The following is a 19561-nucleotide window of genomic DNA, read 5'->3' as shown; positions in this document are numbered from 1 at the left end:
GCCCCCACCCCCGGGCCGGGCCCGAGCATCAAACTCCATGGTGCGCCCGGCGAAGGGTGGCGGAACAGGGGGCGTGGCGCACCTACGCCGGGTCTTCAGCAGCCACCTGGCGTTTGGTGAACCGGTGCCACCAGTGGCGGCGTCGGGGATGCACTGCGAGACCCATCCGGCGGCCGATCAGCAGGTAACCGATGAGGGCACCCGTGGTGTTGAGCAGTACATCATCGACGTCGAAGGCGCGCCCGGTAATGAGGGCGCCTTGGACGAGTTCGACGAGGATCATCACGAGAGCGGTGGCCGCCGCTACGCGGACCAGTCCTCGCGTTCGGGGTACCAGTACCGGCAGGAGCACACCGAACGGTATCCCCATCACGATATTGCCGCCGAGCTGCTTGACTGTGTCCGGGGCCATGGGATGCGCGAGGTACGCACGGATGGAGTCGCCAGGGCGCAGGTTATTGTGCGTCAGCGGCACGGATGCTGCCGAGGGTTCCAGAGTCAGCCGGGCCAGAACCACCGCAAATACGACCGTCCCCGCGAAAGCCAGCATCATGGCCAGCACCCGACCGAACGTAGACAGGGGAGGTTTTCCGGGAACCCACTCCCCAGGATCCTTCGCGGTCTTGTCACGCAGGACTATCCGCGCCATTACGAGCTCCCAGCCAGGGGTAGTTTGCTTGGACGTTCCGATACCCGAGTTGTGGGGCGGCGCGCTGGGCGGCGGTCCACGCAGGGACCGTACGTGTCCGTACAGTCGGCTCGCCCAGGAGAGGGTGGGCGGGCATGGGGCGCAGCAGCGCGTCGTCGGGTACCTCAGCGACCGTGGCGGACATTGACCACGGATCAGTTGTGATTGTGTCATGGCCGGGTTCGCTGGCGCGATGCCCGGGTTGTTCTAGTCCTTGCTGTTGGCGACGGCAGCCGACGGCCGAGCCAGTGGAGACGGGATCCCGACCGGCTCGTGCACGCGTCACGATGGCGCAAGGTCTGCCGCCTTCGACGAGCCTCAACTGGGCCCCGTGTGACGCCGGGGTCTCGGTCCCACGATATCGAGACCGAACTGGTCGGCGAACTCCGGCCTAAGGGCCCGTAAAGAATCAACCCGTTGGTTTGGTCTTGTCGTGAGGGTCGCGCCGTGTGTATCGGCGTGGATGAGGAGTCCTGCCAGGGTGTTGAGGTGTGCTGCTGGGGGCCGGGGTGTGTGTGCGTGCTGGTCCATCAGTCGCCGGATCTCGCTGGTGGTGTGGCGGATGGTGTCCTTGCTGACGGCGAAGAGGTGGGCCAGCACGGTAGGCGGCAGGGCGAGGTTTTGTTGCAGCACGGTGACCAGGACCCGGTCGGCCAGGTCGAGTTTGGCTTTGCGGCCGCCGCCCGGGGCCCGGCGTCGCTCGCCGCCGTCACGTCGGGCGGCGGGGTCCTGTTTCTGCAGCGTCTGCCAGTCGGCGGTCAGGGTCTCGGTCAGTTCGGTCAGTGCGGTGCAGGTCATGCCGGTCAGCGCGGGATGTGACAGAGCACCGCAGTCGAAGACCGCCGTCGGCCCGGGCGTTGGTCCGGTGGGGCCTGCCGGGCCGGCGGGGTGGGGGTGCACGGTGTAGTTCCATTCGCCGTGGAAGGCATGTCCGGTGACCGGCACTGCGTTCAGCTCAGCGTCGCTGACCTTCACACCGGTGGGATAGGCGCCGGTGTCGAGTTCGGCGTGGACGGTGAGACCGGTGCGGGTTGGTGGTCGCGGCGATGGACTGCACGACGACCTCGTGGCTGTTCAGCGGTCTGCCGCGCCAGTTCATGGTGATCGCGGAGAACAGCCGATGTTCCACCTTGTTTCACTTCGATGTGCCCGGCGGCATGTGGCAGACCGTGACGGCCAGGCCGGTCCGGGCGGCGAACGCAGCCAGCTCGGTCTTGAAGGCCCGGGTGCGGTAGCCGTTGGAGCCGCCGGCATCGGCGGTGATCAGCAGACGTCTGGCCTGCGGATAGTCGAGACGTCCTTGCCCGTTCCACCAACGGCGGATCGATTCGACCGCGAAGGCTGCGGTGTCGTGATCCGTACCGACGTTCACCCAGCCGGTGTCCGCCGCCAGGTCGTAGATGCCGTAGGGCAGGGCTTTACCCAGCGCGTCACCGGGGAAGTCGTGGACGTCGACCCGCACGGGTTCACCGGCCGGCCGCCATTGACGTCCCGCATTCTTGAACTCTCCGACGACTTCCTTCTTTTTCGTGTCCACACTGACCACCGGCTCGCCGTCCGCCTGATGGTCCTTGACCTGGTCGTTGATGTACCCGAACTGCGCGTCCCGGTCAGGGTGCTGAGCTCCCTCAAAGGTCTTGGTATTGGCCTGCAGACTGAAACCGTTCTCCCGCAGCAGCCTGCCCACGGTCGGCGCCGAGGCGGCATGGCCCTGCCGCGTCAGCGCCCCGGCCAGAGACCGCAGCGACCTGGTCGTCCACCGCAGCGGCGACATCGGATCGCCCCGCTCCTCCGGCTCGACCAGCGCCAACAACGCCGGAACGAGCAGCGGGTCAAGCTCCTCGGCGCTCTTGCGGCCGCCGCCGTCCCGGCGGACCCGGCCATCGGGCAGCGGGTCCTCACCGCCCTCCAGCTCGAAGACACCCTTCCGCACCGTCGTCTCGCTCACCCCCGCGGCACGAGCGACAGCCCGGACCCCGCCGTGCCCCAGCAGCCGGGCCTCGGCGGCCAGCGCCAGCCGCTGCTGGCGCTCATTCAGATGAGGTAACAACACCCCAAACCTCAGGGCAAGTTGATCACGAACCTCGTTCGGTATAGACATACCACACCAACGACAGGCAGACCGTGAAGCAACGTGTTGATTCTTTACGGGCCCTTAGGCAGCCACTTTGGGGCGAGCCTCTAAGATCATGGCCCCAACGTCGTGCTTTACCGGGCAGGTCCACAGACTGCCCGACGCGCCGGAAGCTTACGGGGCCATGATCACTCGCCCCAAAGCAGCTCCAGCCCAAAGCCGCTCCGCCAACCTAATCACGCCCCGCTGCTCGAATCGCCGCTCTGAAGGGTGCATCCTCCCGCTGCGTAGAAGGTGTCAGATCCTCATAAGGAACGATGGCGGGGTGCTCGCCTCGGGTGTAGGTCATCCAGGCGGCCCAGGCGTCGTGGACGTCAGAATTAGTCACGGCGTCGCCCTTAGCACGCTTCAGTACAGCATAAATAAGGAACAGCAAATCAGCATTTTCGGGGATCGAGGCGCCCGCAGGTAGATGCTCTCTGATCAGGCGAGCTTCAGCCTCTAGATAGTTTGTCACAGCGCAACCCTACCAGCAAAAAGCAGCAAGTAAAGGGCCGCAAAGACGAAAGGAACGACCCTTTCAACTAGCCCGAGTTCCGCGTACCGCTTCCTCAGGGGCGGCAGCGGGTCCCTCTTCAAAGCCTCCCATTCCTCCGTGAATATCTTAACAGGTAGGTTCTTTTCGATATTATTGATGACAGTGAATTTTGCGGCGTTGAGATCCCTGTAGCTTCTGAGTTGCAGCCACCAGGAAAGGGACATGGTTACTCCTGCCACTGAAATTGCGAGATAGGCCAGCCAGTGTATCTGCGCCAACTGACGCTGCGCCAAACCGAGCACAGAAACCATGGCGGTTTGGGCTGACAAGAAGAAGGCGTTGGCCGTTCCGCGCCTAGCCGAGACGCGGTCAGCCATCTCGACAGACAGCTTATACAGCTCAATCACTCGAGGATCCCGCGATTGCGCCTGACTCATCGCGCTACACCAATCAGGAGTTTCAAGTTCTTCCAAGTCCATGCATACAACTTATCGGTCGACTTCGCCACCTTAGGCTTCACGCATGGAACAGAAGAATATCCCTTCAGCGTAAAGCAAAGGATATTCTTCTGTCGCGCAATCTCTACTTCGATATCAACACCAACGGTCGTGTCAGTAAATCGACCGCAGATCACTGCGACCACGTCACTCGCCCTGATACGCCGGCGCGCCTCGGCCTTCCATCCAGGAGAGGCCACCTTGATGGACCAATCTGCAATTTCGAAAGGACTGTCCGGAAGCTTTGCTTGACCCACCAGGAATTTTTGAGCGTAGCATCATTGTCATAATCGAAGCTAACGAAAACGCGTTGCTTTGCCATTGATCTCCACCTCTCTGCTTTGGGGATGCAGCCTACTTGACGCGACGTCATAAATTCAGAGTGTCGGCCGCTCCGCCTTCAGCGCATCCAGCAGTCGACCGACAGATACATCAAAGGCATCCGAACTTGTCAGCGCCTCCCCGGAAGTCACCAACCACCCGCCTTCTAATCTTTTCCGCGAGGACAGGATGGTGCCGCTTCCAGTCAGTCAGTACGTAGTCGTCAAGCATGACGGGAAGGAGATAGGTTGCCCCCATCATCTCGGGATTCCCGATCAAAAGTTTCCTGGATCTCATGTAGCACGCCAGGACGATTGAGTGAGGCCTTCGAGCAGATTAGAATCACGCGGTCATGCTCATGCAGGCGACGGTAGAATTCCGTATCAATCCGCTCGCCAAATGTGGCAGTTTCAGGGAAGAAAAATACCACTACACCATGCTTCCTAAGGACGTCGTAAAGGCGCTTGGCGAGGCCGACATCGGGAGTGCCATAGCTAATGAATGTGCTCTGCATAAGTCTCCTTGCCAGCGAGTCCCCCAGGGCCCGTGCACATTCAATCATGTACTCAGCGAAAAGGTGAGGCACTCCACAATCGACGAGAAATGATTTTAGGCGGGGGTGCCGATACGTCTTCATAACAGCACGGGCATCGACATCAGAGGGCCCTTGATGGCGCACGTCGTCAGCCTCACAAAAGTCCCAAAGATCTGCGTCACAGAGATTGGCACTACTCAGACTGACTCCCTCAAGGTTTGCTCGACGGAAGATTCCGTTGCAAACATCGGCATTGCTCAAGCGGGCGCGCTGAAAATTCGCCCCCTCACAATTGGCCATGTCGAGTGAAGCGCCAGTGAAGTCCACGTTCGTGAAATCCGCGTGCTGAAAGTTCGCGAAAATCAGGTCTGTACTGCCGAGCACTGCATCTTTGAAGCACGCATTGGATGCGTCAGCGCCCTTGAATTGCGCATGGAGCAGATATGTCCCTTCAAAATTCGCGCCAGCAAGCGAGGCCTCATAGAACCTGGCGCCCTCTAGGTTGCATCCCGAAAAGTCGGCACCTTCGAGCCTGGCCTTCGGGAAGTTCCGCTGTCCATTTGCGTAGTCTTTCACGACTGCAGCCACAGACTCGTAGGCTCTCCGCCCCTCCGCAGCAACCATCGCCCCCCACCTCTTTGCCATATACTGCTACGGCTTGGAGAGATGATACTGGACAGCGAGCGAGTCAGCCATGAATGCGAAAAAATCGCCGGGCTAACGAAAGGCTTCAAAAGGACTGGCGGCTTCGTTGCAACGAAACCGATCCCTACGAGACCGCTTCGTTGCGGGTTCACGGTCAGCCGCCAGCACGCGGGCCGCCTCTGGGCCGCGCAAGGCTGCTCGGAGCCGACCAACAACGACAGAAGCCCACGGCATCTGAGCAGCTCAGAGCCGTGGGCTTCGTCAGCCTCGCTGGTGGGCGAGACCCTTGATCAGTAGATCGGCATGTCAGGGCCACACACGGCGTGTCCGGCGGCAACGCTGACGGCAACGGCGGACGGCAAGCAGCGCTCCGCGGCCCGGCACGGTAGCGGCACGGGAAACGATCCGACCGCCTCACCAAGGCGCGCCCGCATCTTCTTTATTGCGCTGCGGCGTTGCAGCCAGCGGCGCAGAAATCGTTGCAATGAAACTGCGTCCCCGCAACGATTCCATGCGCGCGTCGTCAGCTCCTGCGGGCTCACCCAGCGGCCGGTGCCGAGGGTGGTGGGTGGACCTCGATGTCCCTGCGGACCCGTTCACGTTCGGTCGAGATCGCCGTGCGAACCTCGCCGAGGAACACCGAGGACAGGGCGGCGATGGCCAGGACCGTCGCCGCGTAGGGCGCCTGGGTGTGTGCCACGGTCCAGCCTGCGAAGCCGAAGGACAACGCATAGGTCAGCAACGTGTATGCGACGTCCGCGTGGCGGAACGTGCCGGCGCTGCGAGCTTCGCCGGGCAAGCGTGCTTCCAGCCTCGCGATGAACGGTTCGATCTGGTGGCGGACCACGGCACGCTTTCTCCTCCGCGCCCCGCCCTTCTCGGCGGCGGGATCGAAAGCGATGAAGTGGCCCGTCCACGTGTCGTCGAATTGCACGACGCCTCGCAGCGGATGCCCCCACTCGGCCTTGTCAGAAACGGGGTGACGGGGCATCACCGGCATCGAGAGCCGCGTTCCGTCGTCCCCCGACAAGCGCTCGGAGGTCTCCTCGAACGTCGCGGCGGCCGCCTCGCAGAAGCACCGGTAGTCCTCGGGCTCACCGCAGACCAGCAGGAGCAGACGGGAGGGCGGCAACAGCCGTACCGCTTCGGTGAACTCCCACAGGGTGCCCCGAGCGCTCCCGGTGTGTTCGCCGATGCCGGCCGCCAGCAGGACGAGGCGCGCGCGTTCCACCCCCACGCTGACAGGTCCCTGCCAGTCGCCTCGTGGCAGGAGGAAGCGTTTCGCGCCGGGGAGGGCGAGCCGCATGTCGGGGCGGCCCACGGCGATGACCTCGCCGCACGGGCGGAAGAGCCCGACGATCTGCTCCTCCCAACTGTCCTCGGCCCCGGCGAAGTCGGCGAACCCCAGCAAGCGCCCGTAGGGGAGGCTCCGCCTGCCACGCACGAGAGGGTCTGTCTCCGCGAGCCTGTCGTCCTCGGCGAACGGGCGGAGATAGAGCGAGTAGGTCAGGGCGCGGCACTCCGTGAGCGAGCTCAGCTCGGACGATTTCTGCCGCCTGGCTTTCGTGATGTACCGGCGGGCGTGCCACAGCCACATCAGAGAACCGATCCCCCACATGAGAGAGATCGGCAGGTACCCCCAGTCACCGTCCAGGGCCAGTCCAAGGTCCGCCGTCGAAAGGAGCATGGAGATGATCGCTACGATTCCGCAGAACCTCGCGATGCGCGTGTACCGAACACGCTGCGTGAACGGGTCTGTCGTCATTGATCACTTACCCTGCATCACGGCACCATGCCGTCCGTTGCCGCGCCGCAACAGTGCCTCGCGTAGGTGGGATCGCCCTCCGGGCCGTGCCTGGCGCATGGGCTCGGTCCCTAGATGGCATGCCGCGGGCGCGTCGTCGGAGCCACACCCCTGAGGGGGCTCTCCGCGGCTGGTGGTCGTCATCGACCGAGCCGACGCCTCCCGACGCCAACTTGCCCTCTAATGGGACACTTTGCGGCACCGTGACGGTTTCGACAAGTACTCGGTCCCAGCCAAGACTGTGCGGGATCTCGGCGGCGTGCGGTCCTGGGCTTGCACCAGGTGGGAAGTGTCAAGCAGCTCCCGGGACCAGACATAGCAGGTCCATGAGAGCGCAGTAGAACTCTCCCCATTCCATCAGGGCGCTACTGTAACTACCCTTAACCGGCGTAAGCCCTCCGATGGGACGGAACGACATCCATCGACTTGACGGCAACCGAGTGGCTCGTGCCCAAGTGGGTCGGCCCGCCTCAGCGGCGGTTGGGCACCTGTCTTCGCCCGACTGCTCCCGCAGGCGGGCGGCAAAGGTGTCTTTGCGCGGGGTCTCGTGCATCACTGCGTGACGCCATAGATAGGGAAATCCAACGGGTAGGAGGAGAAGCTCCCTGATTCGTCTACACGGAGCAGGGTATTCCGAGGGAAGCCGGGTCTCGAGTATAATCCAATTAGCGGAGTAGCGTGCTCAGCCTCCAGAGCCTCAAATGCCTCCTTCGAAGAGTCGGGCTTGCCGGTGAAATAGAAGTCCACGGTGCCAATCTCGGGCTTCTTTGCCCACACCAACTCCGAGTGAGGTATTTCAATGATCTTCTTCTGAACCCTGTCCGGCGCGAATGTGATCTCCATTTTCTGCGACTCGCTAAACCCCCCATCGTATTCTTTGATGAAAAATACAACATCAGAGTGTGCGGCCATCATTGAGAATAGTAATACCCAGGCCTTCACTCCGTCCTTCTCGTTGTTGAGGCCAGGCAAGTAGTCCAGGAAAAGGAATCTCCCCTTGTAGCCACGCATCGTCAGACTGGTTACGACATCGACCGAGTTCGCGTAAAGATTGTAAATTTGACCGTTGATGCCTCTATAGGGGTGCGAGATAAGTATCTTCGGCCCTCCCAAGCCGTAGACCAGATATCCCGGATTACACCCGGGGTGGTAAAATATTTCCGAGAGTGACGGGTAGAGCACATTTGAGTTGAACCTGTCAAGATCTTCCCCTTGCGGAAGTCTGGCGTTATCGTACCGAAGCTCTTGTGGCTGTGATGCCATATCCGAGACGGCTACCAAAAACTGCAGCAGTATTTCGCGCGCAGCGTGTTGCCCGGGGTCTATATCTTCGGCAATTAACCGAAAGAAATGACGAAAATCACCCGAGCCGTTAGTTTTGGCCAGCTCGAATAGCCTGAACAAGCCGCTGGGGCCATCGATGGAATGAATGGCTCTCAATTGCTCTTCGGAAACAGTGGCGATATTCTTTGCAAAGATGTCGCTTGTATCGTTAGCGACATTAATCGCCCTTCTTTGGGCGAGCGCAGACTCTAGCGACAGGGTCTTCTCGGTGCCCCTTAGTAGCATGTTGGTTCGCATTTCCACTGAAGGCCCCCGCCTCTAGCGCGACTGCTTCGGTGATTGTTTGACTTGTGCGGCGCGTATAATCGCTGTTACATATGGAATTTCTGGTCAGTGTCGCGGCCCTAGTAGCGTTTGCTCGCCAAAGCAATCGCTTTTGTTCTGTACCTCTGCCATCAAATCGGATGCCTTTAGGGCCGGACAACCTCAACCGGATCCAGTGCTTCCGATTTTCCTGAGGAAATGCTCAGCGACCTTGGTGGGCCCTAGCTCTCCGGGCAGGTAAGCGATCGTCGAGGGCAGTCCCGGTATATCGCAGTCTTCAAGGCGAACAGGAAGTACGTACTCTTCCTCCCTCATCTCCAGCGCCCTGGACTGGGCAGCCCTTCTCTCATGCACCGTCCAAGCTTTCTCTCTGTAAGCATGAGACACCAGCATTATGCAATACCGAGACCGACGCGAGTAAATGTCCAACAGGTCGCTGTAGAGGTCTCGCCCCCATAGATGGGGCCGCTCATTCTCGTCATAGAATACGCGCACACCATGCGCAGCGAGTTCCCTTTCAAGAACCCGGGCAAAACCCCTGTCCTCGCCCGCGAAGGATATGGCCACATCGAACTCGTATCCTCTTCGGTCCTGCTGTAGGGCTGGAACGCCATGCCATTCCAGACATCCGCGGAGCGCTCGTTCCACCTCGCCTGTGAGCTGGCCATCAGAAATCGTCCAGTCGAGTTGGTAATAGTGCTTCACCCGCTGACGCAACTCTGGAAGAAACTCGTGCGACCGGATCGCGAACTGCGCCGAATCGATGATCAGCACGAACACGACCCGCGGGTACTGGCCACGAGTCGAAAGAATGAAGAGGGATGATTGGTGCGGGTCGTACGAATCGGCGAATGGGTCGATGAATACGGCATCTACAGGAACGCCGCGGCTCTGCAGTCGACGGATCAACCCGAATGAATACTCCGCCGATTCACTTCGCTCGACTCTGGACACAAATGGATTGGACGCAAGGATTTCCGCGATCCGGTCCGATCTATCGCCATTAGCGATGAGCAGCACGTTCAGATGGTTCGACTGATTCGACCAACATCGGCCTGAGCCTTTTTCATGATTCCCATATGTCAAGCAAGCACTCCTCTAGGAACTATGCCGGACCCACAAAATAGCCGAAGCGAGTTGCATTGATCTAGGCTTCCTCTCAATTGGACGAGTCGACTAGGTTGTTCGACGACTCCGAACTACTGCGCTGGGGCGACACTGCCTACGCGCAGAGATCGAGCAGGCTCCAGGAGAGGTCGGCCCCGAGGCGCCGAAGGAAAGCCCTGCTTATCTGAGCACGATGGCGTCCCTTGACGTGGTGTAGCCGATCAAGGTGAGGGAGTGCGCCGGGGGCGTATGTCGATGGGTTTTCGCTCCCTGCCCGCAAGGTGGGCCATCGTGCAACTCTCCGTAGTGAACGGGCAGTTCAACGCGGGAGGTGCAGGATGGCCCTGTCTCAGCATGACTTACTCCGGCTGCTTGAGTCACTACGTTCGGCGGACGGGCTCGAACTCGTCCGCAATGTGGCCGAGCGGATGCTCCAGGAGCTGATCGAGGCCGAGGCCACGGTCCGGATCGGCGCGGAGTGGAACGAGCACAGCGACACGCGCACCGCGCTTCGCAACGGCCACCGCGACAAGACGCTCAGTACCCAGGCCGGCGACCTGGACCTCGCGATCCCCAAGCTGCGGTCGGGCAGCTTCTTCCCCGCCCTGCTGGAGCGGCGCCGCCGCATCGACCAGGCCCTGTATGCCGTCATCATGGAGGCTTACGTCCACGGCGTGTCCACGCGGTCGGTCGACGACCTGGTCAAGGCCCTCGGCGCGGACACCGGGATCTCCAAAAGCGAGGTCTCGCGGATCTGCCAGGACCTGGACGGCCAGCTGACCGCGTTCCGTGCCCGGCCACTGGACCACGTCCGCTTCCCGTACGTCTATCTGGACGCGACCTACTGCAAGGCGCGGGTCGAGCACCAGATCGTGTCCCGGGCCGTGGTGATCGCCACCGGGATCACCGAGGACGGCGGCCGCGAGGTGCTGGGCGTGATGGTCGGCGACAGCGAGACCGAGGTGTTCTGGACCGAGTTCCTGCGTCACCTGCGCGAACGCGGTCTGACCGGGGTCCGGCTCGTCATCGGCGACCACCACTTGGGGCTGGTCAAAGCCATCCGCAAGGTCATGCTCGGGGGCGCGTACCGGCGCTGCAGGGTTCACTTCCTGCGCAACGTGTTCAGTGTGATCAACAAGGAAGCGGCCGAGATGGCCGCCGCCACGATCCGCACGATCTTCGCCCAGCCCACCGCGGATGCGGTCCGCACCCAGCTCGACACCGTCGCAGACATGCTCGGCACACAGTTCCCCAAGGTCAAAGACATGCTGCTGGAGACGAAGGACGACCTGACCGCCTTCGCCGCCTTCCCCGAGCGACATTGAAGAAGATCCAGTCCACCAACCCGCTGGAGCGGATCAACCGCGAGGTCAAGCGCCGCACCGACGTCGTCCAGGTCTTCCCCAACGACGACGCACTCCTGCGGCTGGCCACCGCCGTGCTCTTCGAACTGCACGACGAGTGGATCGCCTTCCCCCGCCGCTACCTGCCCGAGGGAAGCATGGATCAGCTCTACCCCGCCGAGCGCCCCGAAAGCGCCCCCGCACTACCCAACACCACCAACACGACCGCCGGATGATCGGCTACACCACGACAAGGGACACGACCCTGAGCACCGACGACGGGGACGGCCCGGCCGGAGTTGGCGCCGTTTGAGACCGAACTCGAGGCTCCGGTGGCTGGGACGTCGCCGGGTCGCATGAGGAGGCGAGTGCGTACGGATGAGCCGTTCTGACATCAACGGCGCCGGACGCTGGCGCTCTTGGACGGTTGACACGGGCAGCATGGCCAAGTGACTCCCGGAGAGTACCGGGGAATGATCGAACTCTTAGTGCTGTGCTCAGCCACCCGTGGACTATCCGTGGACTCGTTCGCTCTGAGTTGCCGCGTACAGGGCCTTAACCTGCCGCGTTGCCCGGGTCCGAAGCGGCCTCCGGAGCCGTTGTCGGTCAGGACGCGCTCGACGGTGATCCCGGCCTGGGTGAGAACGCCTGGGCTCGGGTCCAGAAGGCGGTTGCGGTTTCCTTCTTCTCGTCGCCGAGGATCTCGCTGTAGGCGAGGCGGGAGTGGTCGTCGACGGCGGTGTGCAGGTAGCTGTAGCCGGCGTTCTTGCGTTCTTGCGGCCTGCCTGGCGGCCCAGGACCTTGTGTCAGCCGCCGTCGGGGATGTTGCCGAGCTTCTTGATGTCGACGTGCACCAGCTCGCCGGGCTTGGCGCGTTCGTAGCGGCGTATGACGCGGCCGGTGGCCCGGTCCAGGTGGGTGAGGCGGGCCAGGCCGAACCGGGTCAGCACGCGGTGCACGGTCGAGGGCACCAGCCGCAGCAGGTGCGCGATACGGGCGGGACCCCACCGGCGCAGGACACGGACCTTGATGATCCGGCGCTCGGTGCGGGTCGGGGTCCGGCGCGGGCTGGTGCACGGGCGGGAGGACCGGTCGCACATCCCGGATTCGCCGAACTGGCGGTAGCGGTCGGCCCAGCGCTGGGCGGTGGTCGGCGAGACCTGGCAGCGTTCGGCGGCCCGCCGCAGCGGCCAGCCGTCCTCGACGACACAGCGGGCCAGACGCAGACGGCCGGTCTCGGACAGGGGTGCATTACGGTGGGGCATGAGGGCCTTCTGATCGTTCGGTGGAGCAATCCACACCGAACCCGGAAGGCCCTCACCCGTTCAAGATCACTCTTCAGTGATCGCTGTCACCAACCTCCGTGGACAGAACACCTAGAGCGCGCGGTGGACGACAAGCGTGCCTGGGATGTGCGCGAGCACTACAACCGGGCCACCGCCCTGACCCGGCGCGGTGCCAGCGACGCCGAACTGCAGGTGCTGCAGAAAGCTCGCCTCTTCCTTCAGGAGAAGAACACCAGCCGGCGCCTGACACGGCCGCCCGTCGACGCCAGGCGCTCGGCCGACTCGCTCCGGCCCCGCCGCGCGCAGGAGCCGTGATGCCGCCTCGGCCCGATGCAGACGACGCACGCGTGCGATGGCAGCAGCAGGCAGCGGTGCTGAGGGGCCAGCGTCTGGTGGCCGAGCACCAGCAGACGCACATGTCACCCAGATGCCGCGAGGAGAAGCTCCGGGAACTCCAAGACGCCGTGACCGCAGCTGACGGTGCCCTGACCGGCAGACTCCTGCGGCAGATCCGGGCGCTGAGGGAGAGGTACGCCGTGGACGAGACGGCGCCCTCAGGGCACGTCCCGCGCCCTGCCGCAGGCCTGCCGGACGAAACCCTCGCCGCGGCGGCCGCAGGGGTGCGCGGCGCTCTGATGCGGGTGGCCCGTGCCCAGCAGCTCGTAGGCGGTGCCGAGGATCTTTTCGCTGTCGGCGCCGGGCGGGACGTAGACGGGGACGATCAGTGAGGCGGTCTTGCCGGAGACGTCCAGGCGACCAAGGGCCTGAACGCAGCGAATGACGCTGCGGGTGGGGTCGGCGAAGACGACGGCATCCACGCTGGGGATGTCGACGCCCTCGGCGATCAGGCGGGAGTTGGCCAGGACCGCGCAGTCGGCCGCCGCGAAGTCGGCGAAGATGCCGGCGCGCTGGGCGGGGGTGTGCTCGCCATGGGCGAAGAACAGCTCGGGGGTGATGTCCGGGACGAGGCCGGGGTCGGTCCTGGCAACAGGCGTAGGGTGTGCGGGAGTTCGCGGGCGAAGCGGCGCGCGTCGGAGACGAGGTTGAAGTAGACGAGGACCTTCTTCAGGCGGTGTTCGCTCATGGCGCGCAGGACGGACAGGTGCAGGGCGGTGGTGCGCAGCGCGCCGTCCGTCTCCTCCCCGGGGGCCGGGGCGGTGGCGCCTGGGGTCGGAGGTTCAGGCGGCGGCGCAGGTCGGCGTCGGTGAGGGTGGGCACCACGATGCGGTAGTCCGCGGCGCGGCCGTCTTCGACGGCCTGTGCGAGGGGGTACTCGAAGACCTTCTTGCCGTACACCTGCTCGTTGTCCATGGAGTTGGCGAAGGCCTCCGCGTCCGCGCCGGCCGGGGGACGGCGGCGCGGGCGGGTGGTGTCGGCGGACTCGGCCAGTTCCGGCGCGGCGAAGATGCGGGGGGTGGCGGTCATGTAGAGGCGGCGGTCAGCGCGGATGCGCTGGGCGTCGTTGACGAGCGCCCACTTCTTGTCGGCCCGGCCCGCGATCCGGTGCGCCTCGTCCATGACCGCCAGCTCGAACGGCGGCACCGCGTACCCCGTCCTCTGGGTCTGTTCGATCTTGTCCAGGGAGTCGTAGGTGCAGATCACCGTCAAAGCAGGGATCTGGTCCTCGCCCTGGCCCACTACCGACATCAGCCCGCCCAGCGCGTGCGGGTCGGTGGTCGACATGAGGGGGCCGCGACCAGGTCGTCCCGGCCGCTGGTGTCCATGGAGGAGACGATCACCATGTGCTCCAGATGGCCGTCACGCCGCCACGCCAGAGCCGTCTGGGCCGCCAGGTCCAGGGTGGGCACCACGAACAGCACCAGCCGCGCGCCGAGTTCGTCCGCCGCCCGGATCGACACCAACGTCTTGCCGGTCCCCGTCGCCGACACGAACAGACCCCGCGTCCCCGCCCGCCGCAGATGCCCGGCCAGCCGCTTGACCGCCTCCGCCTGGTCGGGAAAGAGCCGCGCGCTCGGGGCGGCCGGGACGCGGCCGTTCCACCACAGTCATGACAGCTCTTCTCCGAGTCCGTGACTCCAGTAGTCGCGGCGGGGCAGTTCGACCCACGCATCGGGAGATCCGGCCACGGCGCGCCTGTCGGCGAGGCGCAGGTCTGCGAAGGCGCAGGCGTAGGCGACGGCGTTGTGCTGGTAGAGGTACGAGGCCAGCACCTCCGCGGAGGTGTCGCTCTCGTCCGGTCCTCCGCCGGGGTGCAGGTCCGAGCCCTCGATGATTCCATGACGGGCGATGCTGCCCTGGTTGCCGCTCTTGGGATTGGCGTACAGGCCGTAGCAGAGGGTGCCGGCGGACAACCGGGCCAGCACGCCCGGCATGCTCGGCGCGTATCCCCAGGGCTGGGTGACGACGCAGCCGCCCGGCACGGACGTCACGCCGATGATCTGCAGGCTCTCGTCCATGTCGTACGCGTAGGGATCCTCCAGCAGCTCGTCGATGAGTTCGCCGTCCACCGGCGTCGCGTGAAGACGGCGCACCGCCTCAGCCGCGTCGATATCGGCCACGCAGGCCAGGCCCGTGCCGTCGTAGTAGAACTCGCCCAATGCCGTGGTGAGTCGATGGGCCTCCTGCGCTGCCGCACGCTCGGTGTCGCTCAGGGATACCCCTTCCGGTACCGGGAACAGCTCGGGCGTCGGTCCGGCCAGGCTCAGTCGCCCCGGTGACCAGCCGCCGAGTGACAGCCGCCAGGGATCGGCCCCGGCGGCGGCGAGCGCTCGTGCGTTCTCCGGGTTCCTGGACATGACGGCTTTCCACAGTGCCGTCACCCCGTGCTCCAGCGCGTCCACATCCGCAACCCGGCGGGCCAGCTCCGCGACGGCCTCCGGGGAGCCGAACACCGCTGCCCGATGCAGGGGCCGACCTCCGCTCCATTTCTCTGGATCGGCGCCTTCGTCGAGGCGGCGGCGGATGTCGTCGGCATCCGTCCAGTCCCAGCTCATGCCAGCCCAGCCATCCCTCTCTGCTGCCACCCGCTCCCCCTCGAACACGTCGCATGCACGCTCCCGCCCGGGAACAGGGCAACGGCACGAGCACATACGCTCTCCACCGCTGGCACACAGCCCAGGTCTCGGTGACCGGACTTTATCACCCGGGCGCTGTTCGTACGCGATTCGTACGCTGTAGGGGCGTTTCAGGGTAGGGTGAGGGGCGGAGGTGTCTTATGTCCGAGTTGTTCGACGCGGTCGACGCGCTGGTCGCGTCCCGCTCCCCGCTGCCGCCGCCGGCCGAGCGCAGGCGGCTGCGCCAGGTGCACGCACTCACCTTGGACGAAGTGGCCGCTGCCCTGGACGTGCGGCGGGCGACCGTCGGCGGCTGGGAGTCGGGCAGGACCGAGCCACGGCCGCCGGAGCGGGAGGCGTACGCGCGCATGCTCCAGCAGCTCGCCGCGCTCTACCCCGCCCCCGAGAGCACCGGCGCCCCACAGGAGGACACGGACGTCGCGGCGGCGCAGACCGTCACCCCCGCAGCGCCCGCAGCACGGCCCTGAGCCCACGGGCCGGGCGCCGGAAGCTGCTGCCGCGCCTGTGGCCGAGGAGTCCCCGGCCACGGCCATGGCGGCGGTCGGCGCACGGGCCGCCGTGTCGCTGCCGCGTCGGCGTCTTCCTGGCTTACGCCACCGGCCGCGCACACACCCTGATCGACCGGCGCCTGTATCTGCCCACGTCCTGGACGGACGACCGGGAACGCTGTCGCCGCGCGGGCATCGGCGACGAGGTCGTGTTCGAGACCAAGGTGGCCATGGCCAAGGCAATGGTCCGCAAGGCGATCGCCGAGAAGATCCCGTTCACCTGGGTGACCGCGGATGCCGCCTACGGCTTCAGCAAGGGCTGGCGATACGAACTCGAGCAGACCGACGTCTTCCACGTCATGGCCACAACGAGGCACGACACCGTCGTCACCCGCTGGGCACTCGACCATCCCGTCCACGACCTGTTCCCCGGCCTGCCCCGGCAGAAGTGGAAACGCCGTTCCTGCGGCGAGGGAGCCCACGGCCGGCGGATCTACGACTGGGCCCGCGTCGAAGTGAGGCCCTGGCACCGCGAAGACCGCCGGCACTGGGTTCCCGCCCGCCGCAGCGTCAGCCGGCCCGATCAGATCTCCTACTACATCGCCTACTGCCCCGCCGACACGACGCTGGACGAGCTGATCCGCATCGCGGGCAGCCGCTGGGCCGTCGAGGAATGCTTCCAGACGGCGAAGCAGGAATGCGGCCTGGACGACTACCAGGTCCGCCGCTACCCCGGCTGGCACCGCCACATGACCCTCGCCATGGCCGCCCACGCCTGCCTCACCGTCCTGCGCGCCAGAGAGCTGGACACGGAGAAAGCAGCAACGGATCCTCCCAGCTCATCCACCTCAGCCTCGCCGAGATCCGACGCCTGATCACCCGCCAACCCACCCCGGTCGGCCACATCCTGCACTGGTCGACCTGGCGCAGAAGACGCCAACACCAAGCCCGCGTCAGTCACTACAAACGGCGAGGCCACAGTCCCTGAAAACTGCCCAGCAATCAGACAGACGTCGTTGCAGTACTAATTGGGACCCCCGCGACGGCAAGGCTGACCTCGAGTAAACGCGGGACTACATCACGGCGCAGGGCTGGCCGACCCTGGAGTCGGTGATACGGCGCTACAAGGTTCACACCCGGGCATCCGTCGAGGGCAGGGTCGTCACTCAGTACGAGGAGAACCGTCCTTCTTACAAGGCCCGCGAGGACTTCTACCGTCTCGCCAGTTCACGGCTCGGTGCCAGCACCCCCTGGACCTGGTGCAGCGGCTCGTGCACCTGTTCCCGGACGGCGATCGCATGCGGCGTCGGGGTCATCGTGCGGCCAGTGGGCACGAGGATCTGATCCCCGGTCGTGCGCCGGATCCGGCCCAGACTCCGGCTCATCGCGGGGGCGGTGACATGCAGGCGCGCCGCCGCCCCGGCCACGCTGCCCTCCTCCAGCAGCGCGTCGAGCGCGGCGAGCAGGTTCAAATCCAATTGCATGTGAGTAATCCTAGCTGTGCCTGACATGCATTTGAAGTTAATCGCTGGGCTGCCTACCGTTGAGGCGAAAGCGCAAGAAGTAACGCGCAGTTCGGCCCTCGACCGGCCCCAGCACCCCTCCTCAGACGGGAATACCGCCATGTCCGAAACGCTCCAGACCACCGACGTCGCCGCCTCCGACGCCGACCTGCTCGCCCAGACCGCGATCGCCGTACGTGAGGCGGGTTCGGCGCTGCGCGAGCGCTTCAGCGAGGTGGTCCGCTACCAGAGCCGCGAAGAGCTGATGCGCGCGCTGGCCGTCAACGACGACGCGGCTCTCGACATCCTGCGTCCCCGTCTCACGAGCCTGCGCCCGCAGGCCGGCTGGGTGGAGGACGAACTGGACGGCGGGGCGCTGCCGGCCGGCGAGTGGTGGGTCGTGGATCCGGCCGAGGGCAACGTCAACCACCTGCACGCCCTGCCGGAGTGGGCGGTGACCGCCACCCTCGTGCGGGAGAACCAGCCGGTGCTCACCGCAGTGCACCTGCCGTTGACCGGCGAGACCTACACCGCGCTCACCGGCGCGGGCGCCCACCTCGACGGCCGGCCGCTGCACGTCTCCCAGACCGCCGACCTCGGCCTGAGCATCGTGGCCACCAGCCAGGCCCGGCCGGACGAGGACGAAAGGGTCGTGCGGCGGGTCGGCTCCTCGATCACCGCGATGCTCTTCGACGCGCTCGTCGTCCGCGTCGCCGTGCCCGCGACCCTGCACCTGCTGAACGTAGCCGCCGGCCGGATCGACGCCTTCTGGCAGTTCGCCGGCGCCCGCGCGGACCTGCTTCCCGGAGCGCTGCTCGTCACCGAGGCCGGCGGACGGATCTCCGACGCCGAGGGCCGCCCCTGGACCCCCCAGAGCCAGAGCTTTGTGGCCGCCGCGCCGGGCGTCCACGCCGAGGCCGTGTCCACGCTCTCGCGCTGAGCGCGCACTACAACCCGCACGCCCACGGAAGGACCAGATCATCATGACCAAGATCGCAGTTCTCGGAAACGGCCGCGTCGGCGGCAACCTGGCCGCAGCCCTCGCCCGGGCAGGACACGAAGTGACAGTGGCGGACCGCACGCCGGGCGCCGCCGCCGACGCCGCCCGGACTGCCCGGATCGTCATCAACGCCACCCCGGGCGCCGGCTCGCTGGACCGGCTCGCTGCTCTGCGCGAAGAACTCCGGGACAAGATCCTCGTCGACGTCTCCAACGCCACCACCGACGGACCGGACGGACTGCCCGCCGATCTGATCTACCCCGGCTCGAGCCTGGCCGAACAGCTCCAGAAGGCGCTCCCCGAAACGCGCGTCGTCAAGACACTCAACACCATGCTCTTCCCGGTGATGACCTCGCCGGACACGCTCGCCCAAACACCGACCGTGTTCCTCTCCGGCGAGGACGCGCAGGCCAAGCAGAGCGTCCGCGACCTGCTCACCGACCTCGGCTGGCAAAAGGAATGGATCACCGACCTCGGCGGGATCCAGACCGCCCGCGCCACAGAGGCCGCGATCCTGTTCGTACCTCACGTCATCCGTTCCACCGGATTCACACCCTTCGCGATCTCAATCGCCCGCTGACTGTCGAGCTGCGCCGACTGGAGGTAGCCGGAGCCGGCGCGTGGCATGGATGGGTTCCCGGTGGGACACGATCGTGGGATGTACTGTCCGACTTGGTGGCGGAGTCGACGTTGACCTAGGGACTGTCTGTAGTTGTGACGTGTGACATGTGCGCAACTTACGGACAGAGAGTGGGAGTTCATCGGGTCGTTCTTCCCGGTCGGCAGGTTCGGCCCCTACCCCGAGCGGCTGCGTGAGCAGTTCGAGGGGGTGCTCTGGAGGTTCCGCACCGGCAGTCAGTGGCGCGAGATGCCCGAGGGGGTTCGGCGCCTGGCAGACGGTCTACAACCGCTTCATGCGATGGCGGGAAGCGGGCGTCTTCCAGGCCCTGCTCGAAGAGGCGATCGCCGAGGCGGCCCGCAGAGACGAGATCGACATGTCCCTGGTCAGCGTGGACTCCACCACGGCACGGGCTCATCACGACGCAGCCGGCATGCGGGTCAGCGAGGGGACCCTGGCCGCGCTCGAGGA

15 protein-coding genes and 6 pseudogenes are annotated in these 19561 nt (G+C 65.1%); 7 read left to right on the top strand and 14 right to left on the bottom strand.

Annotated elements, in window-relative coordinates; genetic code table 11:
• Positions 1-82: 82 nt before the first annotated feature.
• The 8 genes and pseudogenes from ACFWBB_RS15510 to ACFWBB_RS15475 all read right to left on the bottom strand — a co-directional run bounded on the left by ACFWBB_RS15510 (position 83) and on the right by ACFWBB_RS15475 (position 9730).
• Positions 83-649 (bottom strand): VanZ family protein, encoded by a 567-nt coding sequence (locus ACFWBB_RS15510; RefSeq protein ID WP_385271381.1) that lies wholly within the window; start codon positions 647-649, stop codon positions 83-85.
• A 357-nt stretch (positions 650-1006) separates the two neighbouring features.
• Positions 1007-2789: pseudogene (locus tag ACFWBB_RS15505) on the bottom strand (ISAzo13 family transposase).
• Positions 2790-2994: 205 nt separating this feature from the next.
• Positions 2995-3279, bottom strand: coding sequence for a hypothetical protein (locus tag ACFWBB_RS15500; RefSeq protein WP_385271378.1), 285 nt, complete (start codon positions 3277-3279; stop codon positions 2995-2997).
• Complete coding sequence (locus ACFWBB_RS15495; protein WP_385271375.1) at positions 3276-3779, bottom strand: hypothetical protein; 504 nt, start codon at positions 3777-3779, stop codon at positions 3276-3278. Before ACFWBB_RS15495 ends, ACFWBB_RS15500 begins: the two co-directional genes overlap by 4 nt.
• A 562-nt stretch (positions 3780-4341) precedes the next feature.
• On the bottom strand, positions 4342-5277 hold the full coding sequence (locus tag ACFWBB_RS15490) for a toll/interleukin-1 receptor domain-containing protein (RefSeq protein ID WP_385271372.1): 936 nt from the start codon (positions 5275-5277) through the stop codon (positions 4342-4344).
• A gap of 559 nt (positions 5278-5836) precedes the next feature.
• Positions 5837-6985 carry a hypothetical protein gene (locus tag ACFWBB_RS15485; RefSeq protein ID WP_385271369.1) on the bottom strand — a complete coding sequence of 383 codons (1149 nt, stop codon included), beginning with the start codon at positions 6983-6985 and terminating at the stop codon, positions 5837-5839.
• Between the two features lie 669 nt (positions 6986-7654).
• Positions 7655-8689, bottom strand: a complete 1035-nt coding sequence (locus ACFWBB_RS15480) for a hypothetical protein (protein ID WP_385271366.1) — start codon at positions 8687-8689, stop codon at positions 7655-7657.
• A gap of 183 nt (positions 8690-8872) precedes the next feature.
• Positions 8873-9730 (bottom strand): TIR domain-containing protein, encoded by an 858-nt coding sequence (locus ACFWBB_RS15475; protein WP_385271363.1) that lies wholly within the window; start codon positions 9728-9730, stop codon positions 8873-8875.
• A gap of 425 nt (positions 9731-10155) precedes the next feature.
• On the opposite strand from ACFWBB_RS15475, the pseudogene ACFWBB_RS15470 reads away from it, so the two are divergent.
• Positions 10156-11396: pseudogene (locus tag ACFWBB_RS15470) on the top strand (IS256 family transposase).
• 356 nt (positions 11397-11752) lie between these two features.
• On the opposite strand, the pseudogene ACFWBB_RS15465 reads toward ACFWBB_RS15470, so the two are convergent.
• Positions 11753-12425 (bottom strand): annotated as a pseudogene (locus tag ACFWBB_RS15465) (helix-turn-helix domain-containing protein); the annotation flags it as partial.
• Positions 12426-12548: 123 nt separating this feature from the next.
• Here ACFWBB_RS15465 and ACFWBB_RS15460 point away from each other — a divergent pair.
• Positions 12549-12761, top strand: a complete 213-nt coding sequence (locus ACFWBB_RS15460) for a hypothetical protein (protein ID WP_385271360.1) — start codon at positions 12549-12551, stop codon at positions 12759-12761.
• 239 nt (positions 12762-13000) lie between these two features.
• Here the strand turns inward: ACFWBB_RS15460 and ACFWBB_RS15455 are convergent, their stop codons facing one another.
• The 4 genes from ACFWBB_RS15455 to ACFWBB_RS15440 form a co-directional block, all read right to left on the bottom strand.
• On the bottom strand, positions 13001-13345 hold the full coding sequence (locus tag ACFWBB_RS15455) for a helicase-related protein (RefSeq protein ID WP_385271583.1): 345 nt from the start codon (positions 13343-13345) through the stop codon (positions 13001-13003).
• Between the two features lie 181 nt (positions 13346-13526).
• Positions 13527-14129, bottom strand: coding sequence for a DEAD/DEAH box helicase family protein (locus ACFWBB_RS15450; protein WP_385271357.1), 603 nt, complete (start codon positions 14127-14129; stop codon positions 13527-13529).
• A complete protein-coding gene (locus ACFWBB_RS15445) occupies positions 14093-14365 on the bottom strand; it encodes a DEAD/DEAH box helicase family protein (protein ID WP_385271580.1) in 273 nt (90 codons plus the stop codon). The genes ACFWBB_RS15450 and ACFWBB_RS15445 overlap by 37 nt, the downstream gene beginning before the upstream one ends.
• 87 nt (positions 14366-14452) lie before the next feature.
• Positions 14453-15400 (bottom strand): ankyrin repeat domain-containing protein, encoded by a 948-nt coding sequence (locus ACFWBB_RS15440; RefSeq protein WP_385271354.1) that lies wholly within the window; start codon positions 15398-15400, stop codon positions 14453-14455.
• A 221-nt stretch (positions 15401-15621) separates the two neighbouring features.
• Between ACFWBB_RS15440 and ACFWBB_RS15435 the strand changes: the two genes are divergently transcribed.
• Positions 15622-15948 (top strand): helix-turn-helix domain-containing protein, encoded by a 327-nt coding sequence (locus ACFWBB_RS15435; RefSeq protein ID WP_385271351.1) that lies wholly within the window; start codon positions 15622-15624, stop codon positions 15946-15948.
• 101 nt (positions 15949-16049) lie between these two features.
• Positions 16050-16844 (top strand): annotated as a pseudogene (locus ACFWBB_RS15430) (IS701 family transposase); the annotation flags it as partial.
• Positions 16845-17192: 348 nt separating this feature from the next.
• On the opposite strand, the pseudogene ACFWBB_RS15425 reads toward ACFWBB_RS15430, so the two are convergent.
• Positions 17193-17453 (bottom strand): annotated as a pseudogene (locus ACFWBB_RS15425) (LysR family transcriptional regulator); the annotation flags it as partial.
• Between the two features lie 139 nt (positions 17454-17592).
• Here ACFWBB_RS15425 and ACFWBB_RS15420 point away from each other — a divergent pair.
• From ACFWBB_RS15420 to ACFWBB_RS15410, 3 genes and pseudogenes are all read left to right on the top strand, one after another.
• Positions 17593-18411 (top strand): 3'(2'),5'-bisphosphate nucleotidase CysQ, encoded by an 819-nt coding sequence (locus ACFWBB_RS15420; protein ID WP_385271348.1) that lies wholly within the window; start codon positions 17593-17595, stop codon positions 18409-18411.
• A gap of 43 nt (positions 18412-18454) precedes the next feature.
• The gene (locus ACFWBB_RS15415; RefSeq protein ID WP_385271345.1) at positions 18455-19051 is read left to right on the top strand and encodes an NADPH-dependent F420 reductase; all 597 of its coding nucleotides are present in this window, start codon (positions 18455-18457) and stop codon (positions 19049-19051) included.
• A 141-nt stretch (positions 19052-19192) separates the two neighbouring features.
• Positions 19193-19561: pseudogene (locus ACFWBB_RS15410) on the top strand (transposase); the annotation flags it as partial.

It is taken from the genome of Streptomyces sp. NPDC060000 (genome assembly GCF_042737375.1).
In the GTDB taxonomy this organism is placed as follows: Bacteria; Actinomycetota; Actinomycetes; order Streptomycetales; family Streptomycetaceae; genus Streptomyces.
This window is presented reverse-complemented; position numbering and strand designations above follow the sequence as displayed.

What these genes read in the sequence shown, in the direction of transcription:
- ACFWBB_RS15510 (WP_385271381.1), bottom strand. Translation starts at nt 649, where the DNA reads ATGGCGCGGATAGTCCTGCGTGACAAGACCGCGAAGGATCCTGGGGAG.
- ACFWBB_RS15495 (WP_385271375.1), bottom strand. Translation starts at nt 3,779, where the DNA reads ATGGACTTGGAAGAACTTGAAACTCCTGATTGGTGTAGCGCGATGAGT.
- ACFWBB_RS15490 (WP_385271372.1), bottom strand. Translation starts at nt 5,277, where the DNA reads ATGGTTGCTGCGGAGGGGCGGAGAGCCTACGAGTCTGTGGCTGCAGTC.
- ACFWBB_RS15485 (WP_385271369.1), bottom strand. Translation starts at nt 6,985, where the DNA reads ATGCTCCTTTCGACGGCGGACCTTGGACTGGCCCTGGACGGTGACTGG.
- ACFWBB_RS15450 (WP_385271357.1), bottom strand. Translation starts at nt 14,129, where the DNA reads ATGTCGACCACCGACCCGCACGCGCTGGGCGGGCTGATGTCGGTAGTG.
- ACFWBB_RS15440 (WP_385271354.1), bottom strand. Translation starts at nt 15,400, where the DNA reads ATGAGCTGGGACTGGACGGATGCCGACGACATCCGCCGCCGCCTCGAC.
- ACFWBB_RS15435 (WP_385271351.1), top strand. Translation starts at nt 15,622, where the DNA reads ATGTCCGAGTTGTTCGACGCGGTCGACGCGCTGGTCGCGTCCCGCTCC.
- ACFWBB_RS15420 (WP_385271348.1), top strand. Translation starts at nt 17,593, where the DNA reads ATGTCCGAAACGCTCCAGACCACCGACGTCGCCGCCTCCGACGCCGAC.
- ACFWBB_RS15415 (WP_385271345.1), top strand. Translation starts at nt 18,455, where the DNA reads ATGACCAAGATCGCAGTTCTCGGAAACGGCCGCGTCGGCGGCAACCTG.